Annotated in this window: 19 protein-coding genes; 5 read left to right on the forward strand and 14 right to left on the reverse strand. The window is 47.4% G+C overall.

Annotated features, from left to right (window positions below):
* Window positions 1-50: 50 nt before the first annotated feature.
* Window positions 51-650, reverse strand: a complete 600-nt coding sequence (locus ACFQNF_RS18435; RefSeq protein WP_380189459.1) for a TetR/AcrR family transcriptional regulator — start codon at window positions 648-650, stop codon at window positions 51-53.
* Between the two features lie 415 nt (window positions 651-1,065).
* Here ACFQNF_RS18435 and ACFQNF_RS18440 point away from each other — a divergent pair, with 415 nt between their 5' ends.
* From ACFQNF_RS18440 to ACFQNF_RS18450, 3 genes are read left to right on the forward strand one after another with little or no spacing between them, the layout of a single operon-like run.
* Window positions 1,066-2,223: an efflux RND transporter periplasmic adaptor subunit gene (locus ACFQNF_RS18440; protein WP_380189461.1), complete on the forward strand. Its 1,158-nt coding sequence runs from the start codon at window positions 1,066-1,068 to the stop codon at window positions 2,221-2,223.
* Window positions 2,224-2,232: 9 nt separating this feature from the next.
* Window positions 2,233-5,370 carry an efflux RND transporter permease subunit gene (locus tag ACFQNF_RS18445; protein WP_380189463.1) on the forward strand — a complete coding sequence of 1,046 codons (3,138 nt, stop codon included), beginning with the start codon at window positions 2,233-2,235 and terminating at the stop codon, window positions 5,368-5,370.
* Window positions 5,363-6,745 (forward strand): efflux transporter outer membrane subunit, encoded by a 1,383-nt coding sequence (locus tag ACFQNF_RS18450; protein ID WP_380189465.1) that lies wholly within the window; start codon window positions 5,363-5,365, stop codon window positions 6,743-6,745. Before ACFQNF_RS18445 ends, ACFQNF_RS18450 begins: the two co-directional genes overlap by 8 nt.
* 136 nt (window positions 6,746-6,881) lie before the next feature.
* Here ACFQNF_RS18450 and ACFQNF_RS18455 read toward each other — a convergent pair whose 3' ends face one another.
* The 9 genes from ACFQNF_RS18455 to ACFQNF_RS18495 all read right to left on the reverse strand — a co-directional run bounded on the left by ACFQNF_RS18455 (window position 6,882) and on the right by ACFQNF_RS18495 (window position 18,246).
* Entirely contained in the window at window positions 6,882-7,814 is a 933-nt protein-coding gene (locus tag ACFQNF_RS18455; protein WP_380189467.1) for a DUF6708 domain-containing protein, read from the reverse strand.
* A 46-nt stretch (window positions 7,815-7,860) separates the two neighbouring features.
* Entirely contained in the window at window positions 7,861-8,757 is an 897-nt protein-coding gene (locus ACFQNF_RS18460) for a DUF6708 domain-containing protein (RefSeq protein ID WP_380189469.1), read from the reverse strand.
* A gap of 75 nt (window positions 8,758-8,832) precedes the next feature.
* A complete protein-coding gene (locus ACFQNF_RS18465) occupies window positions 8,833-9,747 on the reverse strand; it encodes a DUF6708 domain-containing protein (RefSeq protein WP_380189471.1) in 915 nt (304 codons plus the stop codon).
* A 2-nt stretch (window positions 9,748-9,749) separates the two neighbouring features.
* Window positions 9,750-12,317 (reverse strand): T6SS effector BTH_I2691 family protein, encoded by a 2,568-nt coding sequence (locus ACFQNF_RS18470; RefSeq protein ID WP_380189473.1) that lies wholly within the window; start codon window positions 12,315-12,317, stop codon window positions 9,750-9,752.
* The gene (locus ACFQNF_RS18475; RefSeq protein ID WP_380189475.1) at window positions 12,307-13,239 is read right to left on the reverse strand and encodes a hypothetical protein; all 933 of its coding nucleotides are present in this window, start codon (window positions 13,237-13,239) and stop codon (window positions 12,307-12,309) included. Before ACFQNF_RS18475 ends, ACFQNF_RS18470 begins: the two co-directional genes overlap by 11 nt.
* 35 nt (window positions 13,240-13,274) lie before the next feature.
* Entirely contained in the window at window positions 13,275-15,935 is a 2,661-nt protein-coding gene (locus ACFQNF_RS18480; RefSeq protein ID WP_380189477.1) for a type VI secretion system Vgr family protein, read from the reverse strand.
* A gap of 139 nt (window positions 15,936-16,074) precedes the next feature.
* Window positions 16,075-17,025: an MlaD family protein gene (locus ACFQNF_RS18485; RefSeq protein ID WP_380189479.1), complete on the reverse strand. Its 951-nt coding sequence runs from the start codon at window positions 17,023-17,025 to the stop codon at window positions 16,075-16,077.
* Window positions 17,015-17,560 (reverse strand): hypothetical protein, encoded by a 546-nt coding sequence (locus ACFQNF_RS18490; protein WP_380189481.1) that lies wholly within the window; start codon window positions 17,558-17,560, stop codon window positions 17,015-17,017. The genes ACFQNF_RS18485 and ACFQNF_RS18490 overlap by 11 nt, the downstream gene beginning before the upstream one ends.
* On the reverse strand, window positions 17,557-18,246 hold the full coding sequence (locus tag ACFQNF_RS18495) for an MlaE family ABC transporter permease (protein ID WP_380189482.1): 690 nt from the start codon (window positions 18,244-18,246) through the stop codon (window positions 17,557-17,559). The genes ACFQNF_RS18490 and ACFQNF_RS18495 overlap by 4 nt, the downstream gene beginning before the upstream one ends.
* Window positions 18,247-18,937: 691 nt before the next feature.
* Here ACFQNF_RS18495 and ACFQNF_RS18500 point away from each other — a divergent pair.
* Window positions 18,938-19,831: a LysR family transcriptional regulator gene (locus ACFQNF_RS18500; protein ID WP_380189484.1), complete on the forward strand. Its 894-nt coding sequence runs from the start codon at window positions 18,938-18,940 to the stop codon at window positions 19,829-19,831.
* 28 nt (window positions 19,832-19,859) lie between these two features.
* On the opposite strand, the gene ACFQNF_RS18505 is transcribed toward ACFQNF_RS18500, so the two are convergent.
* From ACFQNF_RS18505 to ACFQNF_RS18520, 4 genes are all read right to left on the reverse strand, one after another.
* Window positions 19,860-21,476 carry a TIGR04141 family sporadically distributed protein gene (locus ACFQNF_RS18505; RefSeq protein WP_380189486.1) on the reverse strand — a complete coding sequence of 539 codons (1,617 nt, stop codon included), beginning with the start codon at window positions 21,474-21,476 and terminating at the stop codon, window positions 19,860-19,862.
* Between the two features lie 407 nt (window positions 21,477-21,883).
* Window positions 21,884-22,321: a hypothetical protein gene (locus ACFQNF_RS18510; RefSeq protein ID WP_380189488.1), complete on the reverse strand. Its 438-nt coding sequence runs from the start codon at window positions 22,319-22,321 to the stop codon at window positions 21,884-21,886.
* Between the two features lie 138 nt (window positions 22,322-22,459).
* Window positions 22,460-23,104: a DsbA family protein gene (locus tag ACFQNF_RS18515; protein ID WP_380189490.1), complete on the reverse strand. Its 645-nt coding sequence runs from the start codon at window positions 23,102-23,104 to the stop codon at window positions 22,460-22,462.
* The gene (locus tag ACFQNF_RS18520; protein ID WP_380189492.1) at window positions 23,101-23,553 is read right to left on the reverse strand and encodes a disulfide bond formation protein B; all 453 of its coding nucleotides are present in this window, start codon (window positions 23,551-23,553) and stop codon (window positions 23,101-23,103) included. Before ACFQNF_RS18520 ends, ACFQNF_RS18515 begins: the two co-directional genes overlap by 4 nt.
* Window positions 23,554-24,008: 455 nt before the next feature.
* On the opposite strand from ACFQNF_RS18520, the gene ACFQNF_RS18525 reads away from it, so the two are divergent.
* On the forward strand, window positions 24,009-24,455 hold the full coding sequence (locus ACFQNF_RS18525; protein ID WP_380189494.1) for an SRPBCC family protein: 447 nt from the start codon (window positions 24,009-24,011) through the stop codon (window positions 24,453-24,455).
* Window positions 24,456-24,504 lie beyond the last annotated feature (49 nt).

Raw genomic sequence — 24,504 nt, forward strand, 5'->3', positions numbered from 1 at the left:
CAATAAAACAACAATTTAACACTTGCAGCCTACCTAACACCACAAAACACTTACACCTGATACGCGCGTAAGAACATATCGACAATGCGAGTCACCTTTGCCGTTTCCCCTGATGGATCTGGCGGCTCGCCACCAAACAATAATTTCAGCTGATCGTAACCAGCCAACATGTCAAATAAAAACGTGGCCGCTTCAAAAGGGTCTGCTTGGCGTAACACACCCTCTTGCATTGCCGTTTCTAACTGAGCCGCCAGTTGCTTTGCCGTGCGCTCAATACAAAGCTCAAAATGGCGACGCGCTAATTCTGGAAAACGCGGCGCCTCACCGGTGAGCACCCGATGCGCCTTTACCGACTCCGGCGTCATAATTTGTGCGCGAAACGACAAAGAAAAGCGCAATAAACGCTCCCGCACATCACCTTCTGTTACCGCGAGCGGTGCTAGCATCTCGCCGATAAAGTGATCAATCGCTAATTCAAACAAGGCTTGCTTACTGCCAAAACGGTTATAAATAGTTTGCCTTGCTACGCCTGCTCTGGCGGCCACTTTTTCAATGCTGGCACGATAACCCATTTCACAAAAAACAGACTTAGCAGCACAAATGACAGGATCTAGCCCTGTTTCATCCTCCGCAAGCTTACTCTTAACCATCGCCACACCTCATTTTAGACTGGACAGTCTAATCTAAAAAAATACAAAAGTGAAGACTTTACACAATGCCTTCCCTCATAAAAAAACGGAAGTCGGCGCCATACACATCAAGCGCAATAAAAACAAAGGTGGCAAGGAAATCAATGAATTAGAGCCCCTCGTTTTTACACACAAAAAGACACCGCCCCTACCAGACATCTAGAACTAAGAAAGCGAATAAGCTGACAAAGCCCTAAACTCACAAGGCAATAGTGTGAATTTATAAAAGCACTATGCACTGGTTTGCAAAAATAAAAGCTAATACTCTGGGCGGCCTATTTTTCTTCAATGCAAATGACATTGCCTTGAAACCTTACGACTTATATCTAAGCTTAATTTGCCACCCTCAATTTAATACCCCTGCCGGAGATAGCCCATGAACCAGGGTACTCGATGTTTACCAGAAATATTTCGCCTAAGCGCCCTTGCTGCTCTGGTTTTACTCAGCGCCTGCGGCAAGCAAGAAGGCCCTGCTGCGCCACCCCCTGCCCCCGTTAGCTTTATCGAACTAAAAGCCAACGATGTGCCTTTGAGTACAGAAATGGTGGGTGAAACAGCGGGTTACCGCGATGTGGAAGTACGCTCCCGCGTCAATGGCATCTTATTAAAAAGAACCTATGTAGAAGGCGCGCACGTTGCAACAGGACAAGTCTTATTCGAAATTGACCCTGAGCCTTATAAAGCCACGCTGGATCAAGCCAAGGGCCAGCTATCCTTAGAAGCGTCTAAATTAGAAAAAGCCCGCGCCGATCGTGATCGGATTATTCCGCTATTTAAAGAGAACGCAGTCAGCCGTAAAGACTACGACGATGCGCTTTCTGCTTACGCCTCTGCCCTGGCCAGCAGCCAAACCGCTCAGGCCAGTGTGAAGCAAGCCCAGCTTAATTTAGGCTACACCAAAGTCACTGCGCCAATTGCAGGCACCACTAGCAAGCTGGTGCAATCAGAAGGGAGCCTAATTTCTGCCACCGGGGATTCCGGCCGTCTTACAACTATTAGCCAGCTTGATCCGCTGTATGTGAACTTTTCCTACTCCGAGCAAGATCGCCAAGAGCTGGAAGCCGCAACCCGTAACGGGCAAATTACGCTAAACGATTCAAAAAATTTCGTTGCCAGAATCAAGCTGGCTGATGGCAGCGTTTATTCACAATCAGGCTTAATCAACTTCTCGGATAATCGCGTCGATCCTAAAACCGGCACCATCCGCGCCCGCGCTATTTTCAAAAACCCTAACGGTGATTTGCTGCCGGGGCAATTTGTTCGCGTGACGCTGGAGCTAGGTAAACACAAAAATGCCATTTTAGTGCCTGAGCGCGCCGTAGTTCAGTCGCAAGCCGATCATATTGTGATGACACTGGGCGCCGACAATAAAGTAGTGCCTGTGCCGGTAAAACTAGGCCAGGTGGTGGGAGGCAAAGTGATTATTGAATCAGGGCTAAAAGCGGGGCAGAAAGTCATTATCGATGGCTTGATGAAAGCCAAGCCGGGCGCTGTAGTAAATCCATCTCCCGCCAGCAGCCCTGCTGCCCAATAAGGACACGCTATGTTTTCTAAATTCTTTATTGAGCGGCCCATTTTCTCCAGCGTGATTTCGATCGTGATTGTGCTGGCAGGTTTGGCCGCGATGCGCTCGTTGCCTATCGAGCAATACCCCGGCATTACCCCTCCCGTTGTTTCTGTTTCTGCCGTTTACCCCGGTGCTACCCCCGATGTGATTGCCCAAACGGTGGCCGCACCGCTTGAGCAGCAAATCAACGGTGTAGAAAACATGATTTATGTTCAATCTGGCTCGGCATCTAATGGCCAGATGAGCATGAACGTTTACTTTGAAATTGGCACAGATCCCGATCAGGCCACGATTAACGTCAACAACCGTGTTTCTGCGGCGTTGGCGCAATTGCCCGAAGAAGTTAAACGCCAGGGGGTGACGGTTAAAAAGAAATCAACATCCATCCTTGAAGTAGTGGCTTTGAATTCGCCGAATGATCGCTACGACACCACCTACCTCTCTAACTACGCGCTGCTCAATATTGTGGACGAGCTAAAGCGCCTGCCCGGAGTGGGTGATTTAAGCATGTTTGGGGGCACAGACTACGCCATGCGCGTTTGGCTGCGCCCGGATCGACTGGCGCAGCTTAAGCTATCTCCATCCGATGTGATTGGTGCTATTCGTGAGCAAAATGCGCAATTTGCCGCAGGTAAAATCGGGGCACAGCCGACGACAACACCGATTGATTTTACCTACACGGTAAATACGCAGGGCCGCTTAAAAGACGCAAAGGAGTTTGAAAACATCATTATCCGCTCGACTGCGGATGGGGCAAAAATCCGCCTAAAAGATGTGGCTCGCGTTGAAATGGGCGGGAAAGATTACGATCTGCAAGCCCGCCTCAATGGCAAAGCTGCCGTGGCTATCGGGCTGTATTTGCAACCCGGCGCCAATGCCGTTGCCGTTGCCGCAGGCGTAAAAGCCAAGATGGAAGAGCTAAAAACACGTTTCCCCGAGGGCATTACCTACTCCATTCCTTATAACACCACCGAGTTTGTAAAAATCTCTATCGAAGAAGTGGTTCACACCCTGTTTGAAGCCATGATTTTGGTATTCATCGTGGTTTACCTCTTTTTACAAAACTTCCGCGCCACGCTGATTCCGTGTATTGCTGTGCCGATTTCACTGATCGGTACGTTTGCAGGGATGTTGCTTCTGGGTTTCTCGATCAATCTCTTAACTCTGTTCGGTATGGTGCTAGCCATTGGTATTGTGGTGGATGACGCCATTGTGGTGCTGGAAAACGTTGAACGGATCATGAGCGAAACCAAGTGTTCGGCCAAAGAAGCGTCTATTCAGGCCATGCAGGAAGTAGCCGGTCCCGTGATTGCCATTGTGTTAGTACTCTGCGCCGTATTCCTGCCTGTGGCCTTTATGGGCGGCATGACCGGTGTGATGTATAAGCAATTTGCCGTCACCATTGCGGTTTCAGTCACCATCTCCGGGATTGTGGCCTTAACACTCACCCCTGCTCTTTGTGCCATCTTGCTTAAAAATAGCCATAGCGAACCCGCCAAGTTTTTTGTGTGGTTTAACAAAAACTTTGATCGCGTTACCAATGGCTATGTCAGTGGCGTGGCATTCTTAAACCGCCGGGTTGGCGTGGCTTTTGTGCTGTTTGCTGCCGTATTACTGGCGATTTTTGTTTTGCTGCAAAAAGTACCCGGCGCGCTGGTTCCTGATGAAGATCAGGGCACTTTAATTAGCGCGGTGATGCTGCCGGACGCATCCTCGCTCAACCGTACTGCCGCTTCTAGTGATCAGTTTGAAAAAATGCTGATGGCCAATAAGAATGTCGAGAACGTCATTTCCTTTGTGGGGTTTGATATTCTTTCCGGCGCAATTATCAGCAATAGCGGCATTGTGTTCTCTACGCTTAAAGACTGGAAAGAACGTAAAGACCCGGCAGACAGCTCATTTACACTGGCTAAAACATTCCAGGGCATGGCCTATATGGGCATGAAAGACGGCTTTGCGGCTACTTTTAACCCGCCGGCTATTCAGGGGATGTCGACCACCGGCGGGATTGAAGGCTATCTGCAAAACCGAGGCACGGGCGACACCAAGGAGTTTTCCAAGGCCACACAGCGCTTTGTGGATGAAGCCAAGAAACGTCCAGAATTTGCCAGCGTTTCAACCACTTTCCGCGCCAATGTGCCGCAGATTTATCTCGATCTTGATCGAGAAAAAGCCAAGGCGTTGGGAGTAAGCATCAACCAGGTGTTTGACACCATGCAAGCCACATTTGGCCAAGTGTATGTCAACGACTTTAACCAGTTTGGCCGTACTTACCGTGTGCAATTGCAATCTGAAGCCGATTTCCGTGCACGCCCGGATGATATCCGCAATGTTTATGTACGCTCAGATAAAGGCGATATGATTCCACTCACCAGCCTTGTACAAGTTAAAACATCGGTTGGCCCAGAGCTGGTTGAGCGCTTTAATGTGTTCCAGGCCGCAAAAATCATGGCGCAACCTGCACCGGGCGTCAGCTCTGGTCAGGCCATTAAAGCACTCGAAGAAGTCGAAGCCAGCGTGATGGGTAGCGACTACAAGCTGCAATGGACAGGCTCGGCCTATCAGGAAAAATCCGCAGGATCGTCTGCAGCGCTGGCTTTTGGCTTTGGTATTATCATGGTGTTCCTGATTCTGGCTGCGCAATACGAGCGCTGGACACTGCCGATTGCCGTGATTAGCGCCGTGCCTTTTGCGCTATTTGGTGCGCTACTGGCGGTATTTTTAACCGGCTTAACCAACGACGTTTACTTCCAGATTGGTCTGGTAACGCTGGTGGGGCTGGCGGCAAAAAATGCGATTCTGATTGTGGAATTCGCCGTCATGAAGCATGAAGAAGGCATGAGCTTGCTCGATTCTGCCCTTGCTGCCGCACGCTTACGCTTCCGCCCGATTGTGATGACTTCACTCGCGTTTATTTTAGGTTGCGTGCCTCTGGTTTTATCCAGCGGCGCAGGCTCGGCCAGCCGTCACTCACTGGGCACGCCCGTGATTGGCGGGATGCTCGCTGCCACCTTTATTGCGATTTTCTTTATCCCGCTATTCTTCCGCCTGATTATGCAGCAGAGCGAGAAAAAAGCAGCCAAAACCCCAGCAGCAGGAGATCACCATGCGTAAAACCATACTCGCACTTCTGATTGCATCCACCTTAAGCGCCTGCGCTCTAACACCGCCCGTGGTTGACACAAAAACCGAGTTGCCCAGTGCATGGCGTAGCGATTCAGTGAGCGATATCAGCATAGGCCGCAACTGGTGGGCGCAATTTGACGACCCTGCGCTGGATAATTTAATCAGCGCCGCAGAAGCGCATAACCAGAACCTAGTGATTGCCGCCGCCCGCATCGATGAAGCCCGCGCAGCACTGGGGATTACTTCTGCCGACCAGCTTCCAAGGCTCGATTTGGGTGGCAAAGCGGGCCGTGGCATGTCGCCCCTGCTCGGCAGCCCATCAGACAGCTACTTGCTGGGTGCCACCGCATCTTGGGAGCTGGATTTCTGGGGCCGCATTAAAAACACCAACGACGCCGCCAGGGCCGATCTTTTAGCCAGTGAATACAATCGTGATGCAGTGGCTCTGGCGCTCTACGCCAATGTGGCGCAAACCTACTTTAATTTACGCGCACTCGATCAGCAGCTTGTTATTGCAGTGGACACCCTTAAAACAAGGCAGGAAAGCTTTCAGCTCCGCAAGCGCCGCTTTGAAGGCGGAGTGACCTCTGAGCTGGATATGCGTCAGGCCGAAGTAGAGCTCGCCGCCGCGCAAGCCAGCGTACCCGGCATTGAGCAAAGCATTGCCAAAGTCGCCAGCAGCCTAAGCATTCTGATCGGCCAAAACCCGCGTGAAATGATCGAATCAGGGGTTGCCCGTGGCAAAACGCTCAAGCAAATCAGCCTACCTGTGAATGTGCCACTGGGCCTGCCTTCCGAGCTACTAACTCGCCGCCCGGATATTCAAGCCAGCGAGCAATCACTAAAAGCAGCGGGTGCTCGCATCGCCGCAGCGCGGGCGGCTTACTACCCCACCATCTCCCTCACGGGGCTATTGGGCACGGAAAGCGCATCGATCAGTGATTTATTCTCAGGCCCGGCCAGAACATGGTCTTTCCTTGGCAATCTGGCCGCACCACTGTTTGATAATGGCCGCACCGCCGCCAATGTAGATGGCGCTACCGCGCGCCAGAAACAAGCCGTGGCCAATTACCGCCTCAGCATTCAGCAAGCCTTTGCCGAAACACAAAACGCGCTGATCGCCCGCAGCAGCAGCGCAAAAATCGTCGCCGCCCAGCAGCTACAACTGGATTCGCTCAGCCGGCAATTAAAACTCGCCACGCTACGCTACGACAACGGTTTCTCTGGCTACCTGGAAGTGCTAGACGCCCAGCGATCCCTATTCCAAGCCCAGCTCAACCTTGCCGCAGCACAGCGCGACCAGCTTAATGCCACAGTAGACCTTTACAAAGCCATGGGTGGAGGGTGGAAAGCAAAGGGATAACACCCCAAGTGGCGCACAAAAGTGCACCACGCCTCTAGTAAACAATAAGGGCCAGCGCTTAGACGAAAAGCACTGGCCCTTATCCATGAGCGTAGCAGTGGCTAGCTGCTGCTGATGCACCATCACGTTACATTATTTAAAATGGATTCATTGATGAATCTTTAAAATAAGGATCATTTTCTTCAACAGGGCATTGAGCCTCGATATCGGCAGGCCATTGCGGAATTTTTGAATAGCGCATGGCAAGCCAGCGGCCGGGGTAAAAACATACAAAATACATCAGAATAAATGGCAGCAGAATAAGGTAAAAAATAATAAATGGATAAAGTGAGCCTATTGCATAAATGAAGCAATAATGAGCAAATTTAAATGTCTCACGCTGTTGTTTAATCGGTAGGCAAGCCGTTATTTCATCATAAATACACTCAGGGCCTTCTTCCATATAGCGGCGAATAAACTCCCAATAGCCCTTATATTCTTCTCGCCCTGCCCCACCATGACCCAAGGCGGGAAGCCCAAATGTTTCTAAAATAGTAACGCCATCAGGCGCTAATACATGGCATTGAAATTCATAAAACCTATCTGTAACAGGAACTTGAGTAATAAATAATTTATCCCAAGGGGTAGTGAGTACCGTGCCATCTTGACGGAAAACATGCACTTTTCGCGTTTTACGATTAAGCCTGATGGGGTAATGGGTGTAATTGATTTCTTTTCGGATTGATTTTGTAAACAACCAGATTAAGGGGCTAAAACCAAAAAGAAAAAACAGTAAAGAAAGCCAAGATGAGAGTCTTTCATACCTAAGATAGATTGAAATATATGAAAAATATATTAGGCCACTTACAATTGATACTAACATCGGCAAACACGCAGTAGTCATCAATCCTTTCCAATAAAAGAACTTATCAACAACTTCAATATAACTTGAATTAATTTCAATCACCGTGAGCTCGTGGCAATTTTTTATTACATCAAGCTTTTTCTTCTGATGCATTTGATTAGCTCTATACAAATCGGACAGAGGGCGATTAATTTTATAAGGAAAAATTAAACCTGTGTATTCCATTTTATTTAATCGCCACTTGAAGTTTATTTATTTCTTTTTTCATTATTTACAATGGATTCGTTGATGCATCTTTAAAATATGGATCATTCGCTTCAACAGGGCATTGAGCCTCAATATCAGCAGGCCATTGCGGGATTTTAGAATAGCGCATGGCAAGCCAGCGGCCGGGGTAATAAAACCCATAGTATCCAAGAATCATTGGATTATAAGACCCAACGGAATAAGCTAAACGATGATAAATAAATTTAAAAGTCTCCCGCTGTTGTTTAATCGGCAGGCATCCGGTAATTTCATCGTAAACACGCGCAGGGCCTTCTTCCATATAGCGGCGAATAAATTCCCAATAGCCCTTATATTGCTCTCGCCCTGCCTCACCATAGCCCAAGGCGGGAAGCCCAAATGTTTCTAAAATAGTAATACCATCAGGCGCTAATACATGGCATTGAAACTCCCAATCCCGACCTGTAACAGGGACTTGAGTGATAAATAATTTATCCCAAGAGGTTGTTAGCACCGTACCATCTTGACGAAAAACATGCACTTTTCGCGTTTTACGATTAAGCCTGATGGGATAATGGGTGTAATTGATTTCTTTTCGGATTGATTTTGTAAATAGCCAGACCAATGGGCTATATCCTAAGCAAGCAAACAAGAGAAACACCCATGATTCCCAATCTTTATTTACAAATGCAGTGATGTACGCTAGTGAAAGCAATGCACATCCCATCATTGTTAGCAAGAGAATACAGCCAGTTGTCATTCCTCCTTTCCAATAAAAGAACTTATCAACAACTTCAATATAACTTGAATTTATTTCAATAACCGTGAGCTCGTGACTGGTTTTTACATCGAGTTTCTTTTTCTGATGCATTTGATTAGCTCTATCCACATCGGATAGAGGGCGATTAATTTTATAAGGCTGAAGTAAACCGGTATATCCCATTTTATTGAACCGCCAATTGGAGTAATTTAAAAGCCCGCCCGCAATGCGAATAGGCTTTTATTTGCATGTTAAAAATCAAGCAGGGTTATTTCTATGATCACGGGCATAAGGGTCATTTTCTTCAACGGGGCATTGATCTTCAATTTCTTTAGGCCACATCGGTATTTTACTGGTGCGCATGGCAAACCAGCGGGCTGGGTAGATGATGAGATAAACAAGTAATAGCGGGATTTGCAATATAATAGGCATAGCACCAACCGTAAAATGCATACGAAGAAATGCCGCCTTAAAGGTTTCGCGCTGATCACTAATCGGCAAGTAGGCGGTAATACCTTCAATAACAGACTCTGGCCCTTCTTCCATATAGCGGCGAACAAATTCCCAATAATTTTTTAATACCGCATTCCCAGCCTTACTACTCGTCACCAGCATAAAAGCAAAGGTATCAAATACTGTTTTTTTGTCTTTTCCTAAAATATGACCTTGAATTTCCCAATTGCCTTTTCCCGCAGAGGCAATACAAAAAAACACCTCATCCCAAGGCACACTCAGCACAGTGCCATCAATTCTAAATACATGCACCATTCGAGTTTGCCGATTAAGACGTACGGGGTAGTGAGTGTAGGCAAACGCCTCTTTTTTTAGCTTGCTGATAAAAAAACAAATAAAAGGAACACCCAGTAAGAATACAAAAGAAATTATCCACAAAGCTCCAGACAAACCACCTTCTCGGGTGTATCCCGCTATTAAAGTCCCTAAAATCATGTATATAGAAAGAAAGATAGCACACGTTGTAAATATTGTAAGAAACCCTTTCCACATAAAATATTTATCAACCAACTCAATAAATTGAGAGTTAATTTTAATTGCACTTAATTGATGGGCGGGTTGAACACTAAGCTTCTTCTTCTGTTCTAATTTATTAGCCATTTCCACATCGTTTAAATAGCGACTAACGGGATAATCACCTAGCAAACCTAAATAATTCATAATTATGACCTTGCAATATTTAATTGTTCAATCTCTTGATTTAAATTTTTATAGCGATGCGATTTATCTTTTACCCCCCAAATGGTACGTTCCAACCAATCCTGTAATTTATTATCTTTTAAATATTCAATAATAATTGTGATCCCAATTAATAAACCAACCAAAATCAACCCAACCACAGAGGCACAAGCCAAAGTGGAATAAATTAAAAGCCATGATGCAGCAAGCCCAATAAACGCAGAGGAAAAATATAGCACTGCCAATCCATCATTTTTTTCTTTTACTGCATTCACACCCTGATAAAAATCCCAGCCAGCAACCACAATCGCAGCCCCCATTCCCACTGCTTTAGCAAGCCACTCCAACCCCTCTCCTGCCATCTTAAAACCCAAGCCCCATTCCATAGAAAGTCGCCGCATCCCTGCAATTTTACCTAAGCCTTTCCCTGATAAATCAGCGATTGTCGCCGCCAGCCCCGTCATCCCCACATACATCCGGCTCATGGCTTCTAAAGCATCTTGGCTTAAGGTGGTGCTCTTATCTTCGGCCATTTTTTGCCATGCAGCATACTGCAATAGCCCGCCAATCACCCCTGCTACAAAAGGAATGCTGTGTAGGGTGAAGTTGCCTGTTTTTGCGGCAACTCGAACCACAGAACTATTCTGCACCCTGCTGCGCCAGCTACTTAAGTTGAGTGCTTCTAACTGCTCCGGTGTTTTAATTGCGCCAGCCAACCATTTAGCCTTGTCTACTGGTGATGCCGTCGAAGGGGGCATCAGCTGTAAATGCTCTGGATCAAGCAAGAGCAGGAAGCGCTTATCGCTAGTGCCATCCAGTGGTACACCTGCCACTTGCAGGCTCTTTATTTGTTGACGGACGGCTTGCTGTAGTTGGCTTTTATTTAAATGTTGACCGCTGTGCCGGACAATGTCACTGGCCAACATACTCACAAATGCTTTTCTGGTGCCATTGATAGTGACAACAATAAATCGCTGCTCCATATGCAAATTACACGCCACCATCGCTGGGCGAACAATGCCATCAGAGGCCTTCATTAATAGCTTGCCAAATGCACCAGCGATCACGGCCAAGTAATGAGCCATTACATCCGGTTTATTTTCAATCACATTACTCGTAGCCAAAGCAAAAGAACCCGCAATTGGATCAAGAGGAAGACCTCGCCAATCCAAGCTCACGGTCATGGCTTTTTTTATGTCCTCTTTGGTTTTTTCTTGATTAAGGACTAAGGCACTGAGGATGAAATTATTTTTATCTGTGATATCACCATCCAACCATTTATAGATCAAATCAAAGCTAGCCCCTTTATCTTGCACCCCCTGAAGGCATTGCGTCACCGCCTTGGCATAGACGATGCCACTTTCTGCACTTTTATTATCATAATTGCATTCAAAATAGTGCTGAATAATGGTGGATTTCATCCACTTAGTGTGTGCCAGGGCTAAAGGCTCAATCATTTTTTTATCTAAGTCTTTAAGCTCTTGTTCGTGTGTTTTTTGCCAATCTTTCATTTCTTGTTCTTTAAACTTGGCTTGATATTTAGCCCAGCTTCGTATTTGGGCATCCTCAACATTTTTCTTTACTTGTGCGCCAACATTAATGCCTTTTTTGCGTTGATTCTCACGAAACTTTTCAAAATACTGACCATCATCGGCTCCCCCTACCATCATATGGTCCATGATGGCAGCCGCTGCGGCCTGTTTTTCCACGCCTAATCTAGCATCGTCTTTGACTGATTTTTCTAAAGCGCCAACCACTTCTGAAACATAAAGCTTACGTAATCGATCGTCTTTATTTGCTTTTTTAAATGCATAGACTCGGTAATTCATCAGCGCAGCCAGCTCTGCGGCAACCCCAACTGGATCGTCTAATACAACAGTAAACCCTTTGCCAGGGTAAAGACTTTCACATTGTTCAAGTAATAATTTATCTTGGCCAAAACGCTCTTGTGCAGTGAATTCACTAAACTGAGTTGCTTTTTTTAATGCTGCTGTATTGAGGGAATATTCGGCAACTTTCTTGCCAATCTCTTTGATGCTAAAACAGTGCTTGGCATCTACGCTGCTAGCAAAAGCTTTAACATCGACGCAGCGCATATGCTGCTTACGATAGCTTTCGGCATTATGCCGAGCACGAACGGCCTCGGACCACTGAGCATCAGAAAATGCAAGCCATACTTTGGTTGCCGATTTTGCATTAGGAATCGTTATGCAGCTGGCAATTTCACGGTGACCTTCTGTCTTGCAATTAAAAGGCTCTTTAGGCGTAACGATAACCGCGCCTGGCTTTGTGTTTAATTTGAAATAATAGCCATCTTGGGTAACAAAATAATCATCCCAGCGTTTACGGGCCTCATCAAAAACATAGAGATAGCCTGAGCGTAACAAACGTGTCGTATATTGAGCCGCATTTTTATCTAGCGAAATTTCTGGCGCAGTTACGGGCAGTGGTGCACCGGCATCTGGAAGCGCAATCGCATAGCGCAGCGGTAAAATAGGCACGCCGCGTTTCTCACAGTAGTCGCAGCTTGGGGTACTTTTCTTATCTGCCATTGTTGGCCTTTAGGAGTAATTGAGTCGCGTACATTTTGGAATGGGTCTCTTTTTGAATGATTTCCCATTGCTCCTGGGGTATTTCATTGAGCGCATCAACGATGCTGGCATCCGGCTCATCTCGATCCAATCCTGCAATCGCGGCCAGAGCTATCGGGTGCTCATCAAACGCTAGCCCACAATGGATGCCTAGGCAGGCATAGGCAACCAACTCTTCGGTACGAAAAAGTTGATGTTTGCTTTGCCCTTGGTAGACCAAGGCATCCAATAGCTCACTTTGAGCCTGTGCTTGCAAATAGCTAAGCCATCCTAGGTGCGCCAAAGCCCGGTTAACAATCCCTACTCTTAATAACGCAGGCCAGCGCAGTGCAAGGTGAAGGGGTTTCAGTGCCTCAGGCGTTTCCTGCGCTGGAGGCAAAGTCACTATCCAATCGCCATAGAGGCAAACGCTCCATTGCTGCACAGGGCCAAAGAGCCTTGCCACTTCCCTTGCCCCCAGTATACGGGGCAGCTGTATCCAGACGCGTGGATCAACAAGCCGCAGCCATCCTGATTGCTGAAGGTAACGACGAAACTGAATTTCGCTCAGGTGCCTGCTGAGCTGTTTGATATCGCAGTGAGCAATCAACAGCGCGGATATTGGGCTGGCTTCTTTTTGCTCTTGAAGTGCGATGAGCTGCTCAAACAAGGCCAATCTGACTTTTTCATCAAGAGCCCACAGATCTAGCAGCAGCGGCATTAAATCCACATCTTTTGCAAATGCTTTTGGGGCCAGTGGCACTAAGGACAAATCAGCAGGCAGCATTTCACGTTGCTCGGCCAAAATAAGCGCATACCGGTGAGCCTCCAAAAATGACATTTGTAATTTTTCTGTGTGGGGCACGGTATTTAGCTTCTCATTCGAGGAGGTATGTTCAAACATATTGAATACTCTTTATGATCAAGCGGACACCCATTTTATGGGCGCTGCACAATAGCATCGCCACCGGAAGCCGCTGAGGCTGCCTGCATTTCACAGAGCGTTCCTTTGAATTTAACAGGAGGCATATTTAAGCTCGCCGGCCCGCTTATCTCATGATTCGCGCCTTTCACAGTTACCGTGCCCGGGCAATGAATCTCGATATTGCCACCCTTTAGCCGGATATAGCCGCCGCCAGCCGTAACCAGAATTTCGTCTTTGGCGACGACATGGATGCTTTCTTTGCAAGCGGTGATTTTCAGGTCTTTGTCGCCAGTGATTTCAATATCATCGCTCTGCGCTTGCAGCTGGATTTTGCCTTTGGCTGCGATCAGTTTCAGCGTAACTTTGTCTTTTACCCCCGCCACAAACAGGCTGATGTGTTGACCTACGTTATGAATCCAGCGGCGGCCAGAGGTTTGATTGGTGTCTCTTTGGGCGATCAGATCCAGGTTGCTGCCTGCGGTGAGGGTTTGGCTTTGCGGGCTGGTGATGGCGATGCCGTCTTCCCCGTGCAGCAGGATGATTTTTTGTTGACCGGCTTGGTCTTTCGACTTTTTGCCGTCGGTGTTGCTTCCCGCTTCAAGGCTTTTGCTGGCGTGCACGTGGTGGTACAGATGACCAGTGCTGGCTTTGCTGCCTTCGCTATTGTCTGCCTTGACGGTTTTATCGCCATCGCCAGTTTCGATGGTGTCGGCGAGTTGATTGGTGGCCGATTCACCTAGGCTTTGTGCCAGAGCAAGGGCTGATTCAAGCTGACTTTGGGCTGGACTGCGGTCGAGCTGTTTGCCCGATGCTCCGCCTTTGGCTTCGGTGCTGATCAAGAGGCCATTGGCGCGGATTGCGCCTTGATTATCGCTGCGCAGCTCAAACCCTTCACCGCGTGGCTCACCTTTTCCGTCGGTTCTTGGATGGATCAGATAGCCAAGGTTGAGCTGGGTTTTACCGTGTTCGCTAGATAATTTAGTGCGAACTTCGCCCTTAGTATCGTCAAACAGCAGCTCACCATATTGGCCACCTTCATGCTCTTTGGTTTTGATACCGGATAACGTTTTATTGGCAGGCAAGATGCCCGCTCCGCTGAAGGTGGGCACTGAATGACTGCCGTTATATACAGCGCCAGTGACTACGGGGCGGTCGATATCGCCTTCGATAAAACTGATGGTGACTTCCTGACCGATGCGCGGAATGAACTGATGCCCCCAGCCTGCGCCTGCTGATGGCGCGGCGACGCGTATCCAGCAGGAGGACTTGTCATCGAGGTTTGCGCCAAACTCGGGGTGCTCGGCAGCACGCTGCCAATGGAATTCTATTTTTATCCGCCCGTGCTCGTCGGTGTGCACCTCTGATCCAGCAGGGCCGACTACCGTGGCGGTTTGCAAGCCAGGGCTGGTGGGCTTGGTGAACTCTTGCTCGTCCATATGGCTAAGCACAGGCTGGCCACGTCTTTGGGCGGTAAAGTTAACTTGATAGGGTGCGGTGTTGGGCTTCGCAGGCTCAGCCCAACCTACAATTGCCAACAAACTTGGAGCGACTAGGCTAAGTTGCTGGGTAAGATCTGCTGGCAGATTATTGTTTGCGGTGAACTTAAGTTCGGTGACAGCGAATTCACGCTGCTCGGCAGAGTCCCACTCATGGGCGGGGTGGTCTTCCAAGCGAAACCATTGCCCGGCTTGCAAACTGCGCAATGTGCCAGAGCCAGAGAACGATTTCTTTTGCCCGTCTAAAGCATCTTGGCGCAGCTTTGCATCTTGATTAAGCTCGTCTAAATCACTGGCGTAGTAATGCGCTTGCGGGTCGTAATATTCCAGGCTGGACTGGATTTGTTGCCCGCCATCGCCCTGATCAACCGCGCTATCGCTCAGGCTGTGGCTGGTGTTGGCCGCTTTGTAATCAAAGCTGGCTAGGGAAACCGAACTGCTACCGATTTGCCGCTGGGTATTCCATGTGGTGAGAGAATCACTTTTTTCTGTAGCATCCGAGCGGTGGAATCTCACCACCCTTTCTGCCGCTTCGGGCAGGGCAAAGGCATCGTCAAATACAATAAGTTGAACTTGAGGCGTGTCTCCGGCCAGGTGCTCGAAGCGCCATGCCAAGCCGCTTTCTTTCATTAAGCGGCACAAAAACGCGAAATCGTCTTCGCGGTATTGCAGACAATAAGAGCGCGGCGGGTAATCGCCTGACAATTTGAAATCCAGCGTTTGCACCGAAGCAAATACAGGGTTTTTAGCCTGATGCTCGGCCAGTACCTGTTTCACAATATCAACGGCGGATAAATCCTGAAAAACGCGAGAAGTGCGTCGGTATCTGAGCAGAGCAAAAGGTGGCTCTACGGTGATGGAATACTTGGCGAAGCCCCCATCCGAGCCTAAAAGCTGCGCCTGCGAGATCACGCCACAGCGCTCGATCGCATCGCCATTTGCATCGGCCACAGATAAAACAATCGGCAAGCCAAGCAGCGATTTAAGCTCTAAAGCACCATCGGGAGACAAGCAATCGATCTGATATCGATAAGCCTGATTAATCCCCTCGCTACCCTCCACTCGCTGCGGCAACAACTGCTCGCCCCAAGCTGCACCGGTCCCCAGTTGCAAAGAGATCAGTCGCTGATCTTGATTAAAAGCAGCGGCGAATGAGGCAAGTAGCTGGTCAGGGCGCATGGGCTTTTTCCACAAGGAATATGAATCGCGCAGCATACCGGAACCGCTTATTTCCGTCATAAAATTACATAAAACTGGTACTTTTTATCAAAATGCATACGAAAATAGTAAGTAAATACACCTACATATTTTCAGTAGCCTAGTTTTCAGATTCTGGCATTGATGCAGGCTTAGCATCGCCGCTAAAGGGCCAGCGCTCGTGCATATTGATCATGGTTTGATTGGCGCTACGCATCACCACATCGGCGTCTTTAATGGCTTTTTGCAATAAAGGCCGCGTTTCTTGCACCAAAATCTGCACTTCTTTCAGTGTTTTATCCGCACTACTGCCGGTGCGCTCGTACTGATCCAGCGTGGCTTGCAGCTTGCTACTGATCTGCGCAAGCTGTGCATCGGTGCTTTGCGCTACCGTTTTAAACCCCGCCAAAGTGCCATCTACATAGCCCAGCGTGGCAGGGATATTTTTTTGCGTTAACAAGGCTGCGCTGGCCAGCGTTTTATCAATTTGAGTACGGGTGCTGCGTAATTCATGCAATAAGGCCCGCGCCTCGCTCAGCGTGCTGCCTAATTGCCCATCAGGCGATTTAAGTGAGGCAGCCAAGCTTTGCATTTCTTCCAGCAAGGGAAAAAGCCGTTCACGTAATTGTTGTAAAAGCTCATTCATGCCACTGCCCGGATCAAATGCCAGCACCGCCCCGCCCTCCAGCAATTGCCCCTTGCTTGTACCCGCCGAGATTTGAATAAAGCTATCGCCAAATATCCCTTCCCGCGCTAAAGAGGCGGCCGAATCGTTTTTAATCCAGCGCTGAAAATCTTTATTAATCTGCATTTGCACCCGCACCCGTGCGTCGTCCTCCAGCTTAATCTCTGTCACTTTGCCAACAGGCAAACCGGATAGACGCACCAGCATGCCTTTATTTAAAGACTCGGCACTCGCAGCACGAAACTCTAAGGTATAGCTTTGCTCAAACCAGCCTTGGGAGCGTGCAAGCACAAAAAGCACCATCGCAATCAAAAACAAAGCGCCCGCCACAAAAAGGCCCACGTAAGCGCGTTTGTCTTTCTTTAGGGGGTTTAGATCAGCACTCATTATTCAACTCATTTAATAGGGTAAGCAGATCACAAGGAACCCAATCCACTTCACGCGTTGGATCCCCCAAATCATCGCTAAATACCCACCAGTGGCAATGCGCAATCAGCGGCTCGGCACGCTGCATTAAATCCCGATCTGCATAGAGCACACCTGTAAACCAATCATTATCGGCAAGTAAAATAGCAGGCTCCATTAATAAAGCCCTGAGTAACAACACCGCTCGTAAATCAGTGGCGTTAAGCTGGGCAGGCCTTGCATTGAGTAAACGTGCCCCGCGGTGCTCATCAAACCCCAAACGCACTAATTGCTGCTGCAACACAGGCAAAATAGCCTCGGCACTTTGCTGGCGATGCCAGTTCATACCCAGCCACAGATTCTCTGCCACATTAATATTACTCAGTAGCGCGCCCCGTAAGGCCAGCAAGCCAAACACTTGCCCGCGCTGATGCAGCAAGGCGCAAACGGTATCCAAGGCCTGATTCTTTTGTGCGGCATCGCTGCAATGCAGCAATAAGCGCTGCGCGTTACTCATGCTGCACGACTCATCAGCACCGCAATCAGGGCATCAAGTAGCAAGATGGCAACAATACTCACCAACACCGCCCGCGAAGCCAGCCTTGGGATTTCGGTGCTGGCAAACCCCGCGCTCAGGCCCAGATAACAAGCGCTGGCGCTGGTCACAAAACCAAACACGGCGCTTTTTCCCAAACCAAGCATCAAAGAAAACAAATTAAGCTGGCTTAAACTATGGTCTATTTCTGCAATCAGCCCCGATTGTGGAGTAGCCAAAGCACCACTGAGCAAAGCCGCCACCATAAAGTAGCAAAATAGCAGCATGCAGCTTAGCGCGGCCGCCACAACTCTTGGCCAAATTAAATAATGCGCCACTGAAACGCCCAGCCGCGCCAGAGTGCGCAGCTCCCCCGCTACTTTCATAGCCGCCAGCTCAGTGGCAATGGCAGACGCACTGCGGGCAATAAAAATCAAGGCCACCATTAAAGGCCCCACTTCCTGCATGCAGCTAATCATCAGCACATTCATCGCCCTTGCCCCGCTCTGGCCAAAATTGCCCTGCACCAGCGTAATGACAATCGCCCCCATCGCCGCGCCCGCCAAAGCACTCACCCCGATCGACTGCACACCAGAAAAATACAGCTGGCGCAGCAAAACGCGGTGCATGGCGGCATGAGAAAAAGGTCGGATCAAGGATGCAAACATGGGATACAAAACGGCCGAGGTAAGACGAGTATAGAAACGCCAACAGGGAAGCGCCACGAAAGGGGCTAATAAGGGGACGAAAAGTGCAGTGCAAACTTGCTTACATAGGATAACAGAGAGCACGGCGGCAGACGGGTAAGTTTTGCCTTTTTGCCCCTGTAAATGTAAGTAATATAGTGCAGGCATATTGTTATTCGTAGGATGAGTTTATTCAGCATTACTTGCTGGCCTTAGTCCCATACGCGCTAACCAAAGTCAAAAAAATCTTTTTAGTGCCTTCGGCACTTTGATTTAGGTGCGGGCGTCCCGCTGGACCTTCCTTTCTTGTGTGGCCAAGAAACGAAGCCAAAGAAGGCCACCCCACGAAACACGAAGGCCCCTGCGCTGCGGACAATCGAGTCGGCGGCGGGCGGGATTGGCTCGCTGCCTCGCTCCCTTGCCGAAACCCCGCCCCGCTTGTTCCTCGCTACGGCGTGTTTCAAGGGGACTTTAAAAAGCCCTATGCAAAGAGTGTGGTCCTTATACTTTTTCGCTGTTTGCTCATGAAAAAATAATTAGCTAAGCGCGTATGGGGTCATCCGCCCCACAAAAGCCACTCCCTGCAAGATAGTGCCTTGTTTGGCGTGGCGGAAGACGCGTGCTTTGCACTTTATTCATGCGTTTAACGCCATAGCAAAATATAATACCCAGCATGACGACTCCAGACTTCAACCTACTGATCACTCTTGATGCCGTGCTGGCCGAGGGCAGTGTGGCTAAAGCTGCCAAAAGGCTTGGTCTTAGCCCCTCAGCAATGAGCCGCTCCCTAGCGCGTTTGCGGGAAACAATGGGCGACCCGCTGCTCGTCAGAGCCGGGCGCGGCCTTGTGCCTACGCCGCGCGCACTGGAGCTGAGAGAGCAAGTCAGCCAGCTGGTGCAAGATGTAGAAGCCGTGCTTCGCCCCGCCAATCAGCTTAATTTTGAGCAGCTAGCCAGAACATTTACCTTAAGAAGTAGCGATGGTTTTGTAGAGAACTTTGGCCCCGTGCTGATCGCCCGCATTAGCGAAGAAGCGCCCAAGGTGCGGCTGCGTTTTGTGCAAAAGCTAAACAAAGACAGCGTCTCGCTGCGGGATGGCTCGGTTGATTTAGAAACCGGCGTGATCAGCGAAACCACCGGCCCCGAGGTGCGAACCCGAGCTTTGTTCAGGGATCAATTTATCGGCGTGGTGCGCATGGGGCACGCGCTCAGCCAAGTGGAAATCACCCCTGCACTATTTGCCGCCAGCCCGCATGTGCTTGTTTCAAGGAGGGGGCTGGATAGAGGGTTGATCGACGAAGCCTTGCAGCCACTGGGCCTCACGCGAGAAATCACTACCATCGTCAGCGATTTTTCCGCAGCCCTTGCCCTAGCGCGATCCACAGACCTGATTGCCACCGTGCCAGAGCATCACACCTTGGCGCTAAGCGCCGGAATGCACCACTTCCCTCTGCCTTTCGCCTCCCCAGAAATCACCATCTCCATGCTATGGCACCCCAGAATGGAAGCCGACCCTGCGCATCGCTGGCTGAGGGGCGTGGTTTTTGAGGTTTGTGGTGGGAGCTAAGGCTTATTAGTATTGGTTTATTGTTTTTTTATTTTTTCGGCTTGCATTTTTTCTTAACTTCAAGTTCAGGGTTAACCTTTATTGCTGAAATGGATACATTGTAATTTAATGTTTTAAGAACTTTTATTGCATTTTTGAGTGTAACTTTTGAGAAAAATGGGAGCTCTTGAGGGATTGTTCTATTCGTTGCAATAGCATAGACTATTCGATAAGAGCTTGGGTCTGGTCGGGTGTCAGTGCATGCAAGTTTTGTTGAGTTTGGTAGTTTTTCATTTAATCTTTTTCTAAAAGAAGAATCACTAATGAACGCTTCCGATGCAACAGAGCCTTGGGAAAAGAGATGGCTAAGTGTCGCTGAACTTCTATAGTATTTTATGTGAATAAATTCGGATGAATTTCTAATAAGATCACAAAATTCAATTTTGTCGTAGGGACTGCCTATTTGCGTAAGTTTTTTATCCATTAACTCAATATTATTTTGTGTTTTGGCTACAAAATCATTGTAATCTTCCTCTTTATCATGGGAGTAAGTGGGGAATTCAAATGCGTAAGTATCAAGTTCTTCTAAATATTTGTCGATACGTTGCACAAAGTCTATATTAACACTATACCACTGACCATTTCTTAGAATGTATTGTTCTTTCCCAACAGAGACCTCCGCATATAGGCATCGATATGCGGACCATTTTTTTGTTGAATTATACTCGTTGTCGTTGATGTGAATTATTTGCGATTTAAATTTATCGGATTCTAATGGGATGTTGTTTGTATTGAAATATTCCACTAAATCCTTTATTTGTAATACTACATGCCTTGGTGTTTTTGAATAGAGATCAAAAGAATAGCCAATTTGTGACTCCCAGTCTGTAATTTCTGGCTCGCCTAGCCAAATGTTTTTGAAGTTTTTTCTTGAAAAAGCATCATCTAATTCTAAATCAAGGACCGCTTGAATATCTGTGTCCTTAATCCTTTGTATGTTTTCAAACCATTCGAACTCTTTAGGTAAGTCTGACTCGTATCTATCTAGGGCTTCTAAAAGAATATTCTTTAATTCATTTAGGTTGGTTTCCAAAAATAGTGTCAAGGCATCTCTTCCTGTTACTTGCGATCCAAATATGGGGACTTTGGATGCCCCTGTAACTGCATATAACATATCCATTTCGGAGTCGACATCAAGGTCGAATATTCCTAAATCTATTGAGCTTTGTGTTCGTGAGTTTAAAGGATTGTGGTCATAGCTTGCTTTATCAAGGCTTCTTAACTTGTCTGGATCAACAGAGTTGAGTGTTACCCTAAGACCAAAGTCTCTCTCAATTGCTTCGTTTTTCACAAGGTGAAAACCAGTTCCAAAGGTAAATATAAAGAGTCTGCTTTTAAGCTGAGCGACGAATGCCGCACCTACAGTTTGTCGATTACCAAATAGATTTTCTGGAAGTTCTTGGTGTTCCGTAAATAATTTCACCCAAGGAGGTGGTGGCTTTAGTGATTCCTTTTTTACATAGAGCGTTGCTCCTATGCCTGATACATCCATTTCAATAGGTTTTATTGATTTTTCTAGGTGTATTACTTTAGATATGTCGTGTTCTGCGCCTGTTTTTGCAAGGTATATCGATAATTTTTCTTTTCTTTTTTTTATTTTACTCATTTTGATCCTTAATTGGAGCAAATATATCGGAGAACTAATTATGGTGCAGGTACGTGCAATAGGAAAGCGCTGGTTGAATTGTCATCTTCTATTTTTACTGGGGATTCAGTACAAGCATTTGATTGCCGCTTGAGTAAGAATAACAAAGCTGAATAAATCAGAATTTTTATAGGTATCAATCTTATAAGTAGAAGTGTTCGCTTATATTGTAAGGTAGTATGGTTTTGATTCTTGTTTGTTATTCGATAGAGAAAAACTAAGGGGTGCTAAAATATCGGAGGCTGTTCTTGTTTGTAGCATTAAGTTTAAGCATAACCTTCAATTTTTAACGATTTTTTTGATGCTATTATTGTAAGTTTTTCATACGTATTTTTTTAGTCTATTAATTGAAGTTATTTACAACCACTTCAATATTTTTCAATAATCTGCTTCAGCACTTCTTCCTGATAAGGATGTACTTCGCTGGCGTCTTCCATATCGGCTAGTAATTGAGGGTTGTTAAATTTCTTGCGTGCTTCTTCGTAATAGGGGATTTGTACGCGGCGATATAGATCGACGAACTCGTCGAAATCGAGCACATGGCAGTAATTGCGGTATTGGCCGCGTGCTTTGATTTTGCCTAGGCTAATAAACGAGAGTAAATAGGTGCTGCCTTTGCTGCCTAAGAAATCATTCAGGGGGACGGATGAGGGATAGGATGGCGGCTCGCAAACAAACTTATGGATGATTTTGAAATCAAAATCGTGCTGATTGTTATCGTGCTGCCAAATCACATAGCCCTCAGTAGGCGATGTGATTATTTTGCCGCAGCTATCGCAAATCCATTCTTGCAGTGGTTTAAGCATCATCCTCTCCAGCGCTGTATTTTTATTTACTTTAGCTCGTTTTATTCGAAAGGCCAGTTTGGTGTTGAGTTGCTAAAAAACGCACAAAAAACGAGCCACGGCTTAAGTATCGGGGCTCGTTTTCTTGATGCAGTTTGCTTACTTATTGAGCGCCTCATTGACTAAATCACTCAATTGCTGATAACCAAAGCTTTGTAGTGGCTTGCCATTTACAAAATAGCTTGGTGTTTTATTCACGCCCAGTGCTTGCGCGTCGGCTATTTCTTGCTGGATCAGCATTTGAATGCCGCTGGATTGCATATCGGTTTGTAATTGCGCCATATCCAGCCCCAAGGGCGCGAGCAGCGGTAGAACGAGATCGACATTTGCTTGATGATTTTTTGTCCATTGATCTTGCGTAGCAAGCAGGGTTTCAAGTGCGGGCCAGTATTTGCCTTGTTTACGCGCGGCTTCTAATACGGCAATCACCTGTTCTGCGCCTTGATGCAAGGGGGCGTAACGAATTACAAGGCGGATTTGCTCCGGATTTTTGGCCATCAGCTCTTTGATAAAGGGATAAAACACTGCGCAAGCTTCGCAGGCGGGATCAAGAAATTCAACAATAGTCACTTTTGCATTTTGCGCGCCAATAATGGGCGAATGCATCCGCATTAAGGCGTCTTGATTAAGCTGAACATGAGCTTGGGCAGCAGATTGCTGTTTATTTTTAAATGTCAGCGTACTTACAACAAACAGTGCCAATAAGGCCAGTGCTGCAGAGATAAAGATAATTTTTTGCTTCATTTTTTACCCTGAACAAATGTTGCGAATAAAGAAATACTGATCAGCGCAAAGGCGCAGACCGACATGAGTGGCATGGTGAGAAAGCCAAACCATTCGGCTTCTACTTCAGAGCACGATGAGCCTTGGGCACAAGGGCTGGCGGAAGGCGAAATAAAACCAAGCTGTAAAAACCAGTGGAAAACCGCAAAACCGAGCCCGATTAGCGCCAAGGGCAAGGCATAGCGGGCTACCTTGGTGTCGAGTGGAAACAGCGCTAGCGGCAGGAAAATCGCCAATGGAAACATAAAAATCCGCTGATACCAGCACAGGGTGCAGGGTGGCATGCCCATTACTTCGCCAAAAAACAAGGCACCTAGTGTGCTGCTGGCAGCGATCAGCCAGGCAATAAAAATAAGCATCCAGCAGGCTGAGTCGCTAGCGGGGGTGGAGGGGGAAGGGCGATAAGGCAAAGTATTCCTTTTGTGTGCAGTGTTTGGAAAAAAGGAATAGACCTGAATTTGGGCTTAGGGTTCAAGGCAATTTAGTCGTCAGTTTTTTGTGATCAGGTTTGTTGATCGAGATGCATGCTTTGCCGATGGTTTTGCGGCGTGGCAGGTTTTATTTCAGCCCGCCACTTTCATCCATTTACAGCGAAGGAGTGGGGGTTATGCGGGCTAATCTATTTGATTACGAAACACTGACGCCTAAGTACAATCCTTTGCGTCTACCGTTTAAAAAGATATTCAATATGCGGTCACGCCTTCTTGCTCTTATTATTTATGACTACAAGCACATAAGCTGAAAAACTCAGCCTTAAGTAGCTGATAAAACGAGGGATAGACCACCGTTAAAAATGTAGCCTGCCTTGGTTTTATCATTCAATGTTTGATTGATTTATTTTCCACTTAGCCATTGGAGCCTCTAAATGACTACAGGCACTATCCGTTTGCATCGTGTACTTCGGGCGCCTCCAGAGCGTGTTTATCGGGCGTTTCTGGATGTGGACGCAATGGCGAAGTGGCTGCCGCCATACGGTTTTACATGCAAGGTTCACCATATGGATGCGAAAGCAGGCGGCACTTTTCGGATGTCGTTTACGAATTTTACGACTGGAAATGTTCATTCATTTGGTGGCGAGTATCTGGAACTCATCCCCTTTGAGCGAATTCGCTATACCGATAAATTTGACGATCCAAACTTGCCAGGGGAAATGCAGGTAACCGTGGTTTTAAGTAAGTGCTCATGTGGAACCGAGATCAGCATTGTGCAAGAGGGCATCCCCGCGATGATCCCCACCGAAATGTGCTATCTCGGCTGGCAAGAGTCACTTGTGCAACTGGCAACACTGGTTGAGCCAGAGATTTTGGGTTAGCAAATCTATTAACTGAATGTGGTTTGCTCTGTTTTTTATGTGTTGTAGT

This window comes from Iodobacter arcticus, from assembly GCF_042664895.1.
GTDB lineage: Bacteria > Pseudomonadota > Gammaproteobacteria > Burkholderiales > Chitinibacteraceae > Iodobacter > Iodobacter arcticus.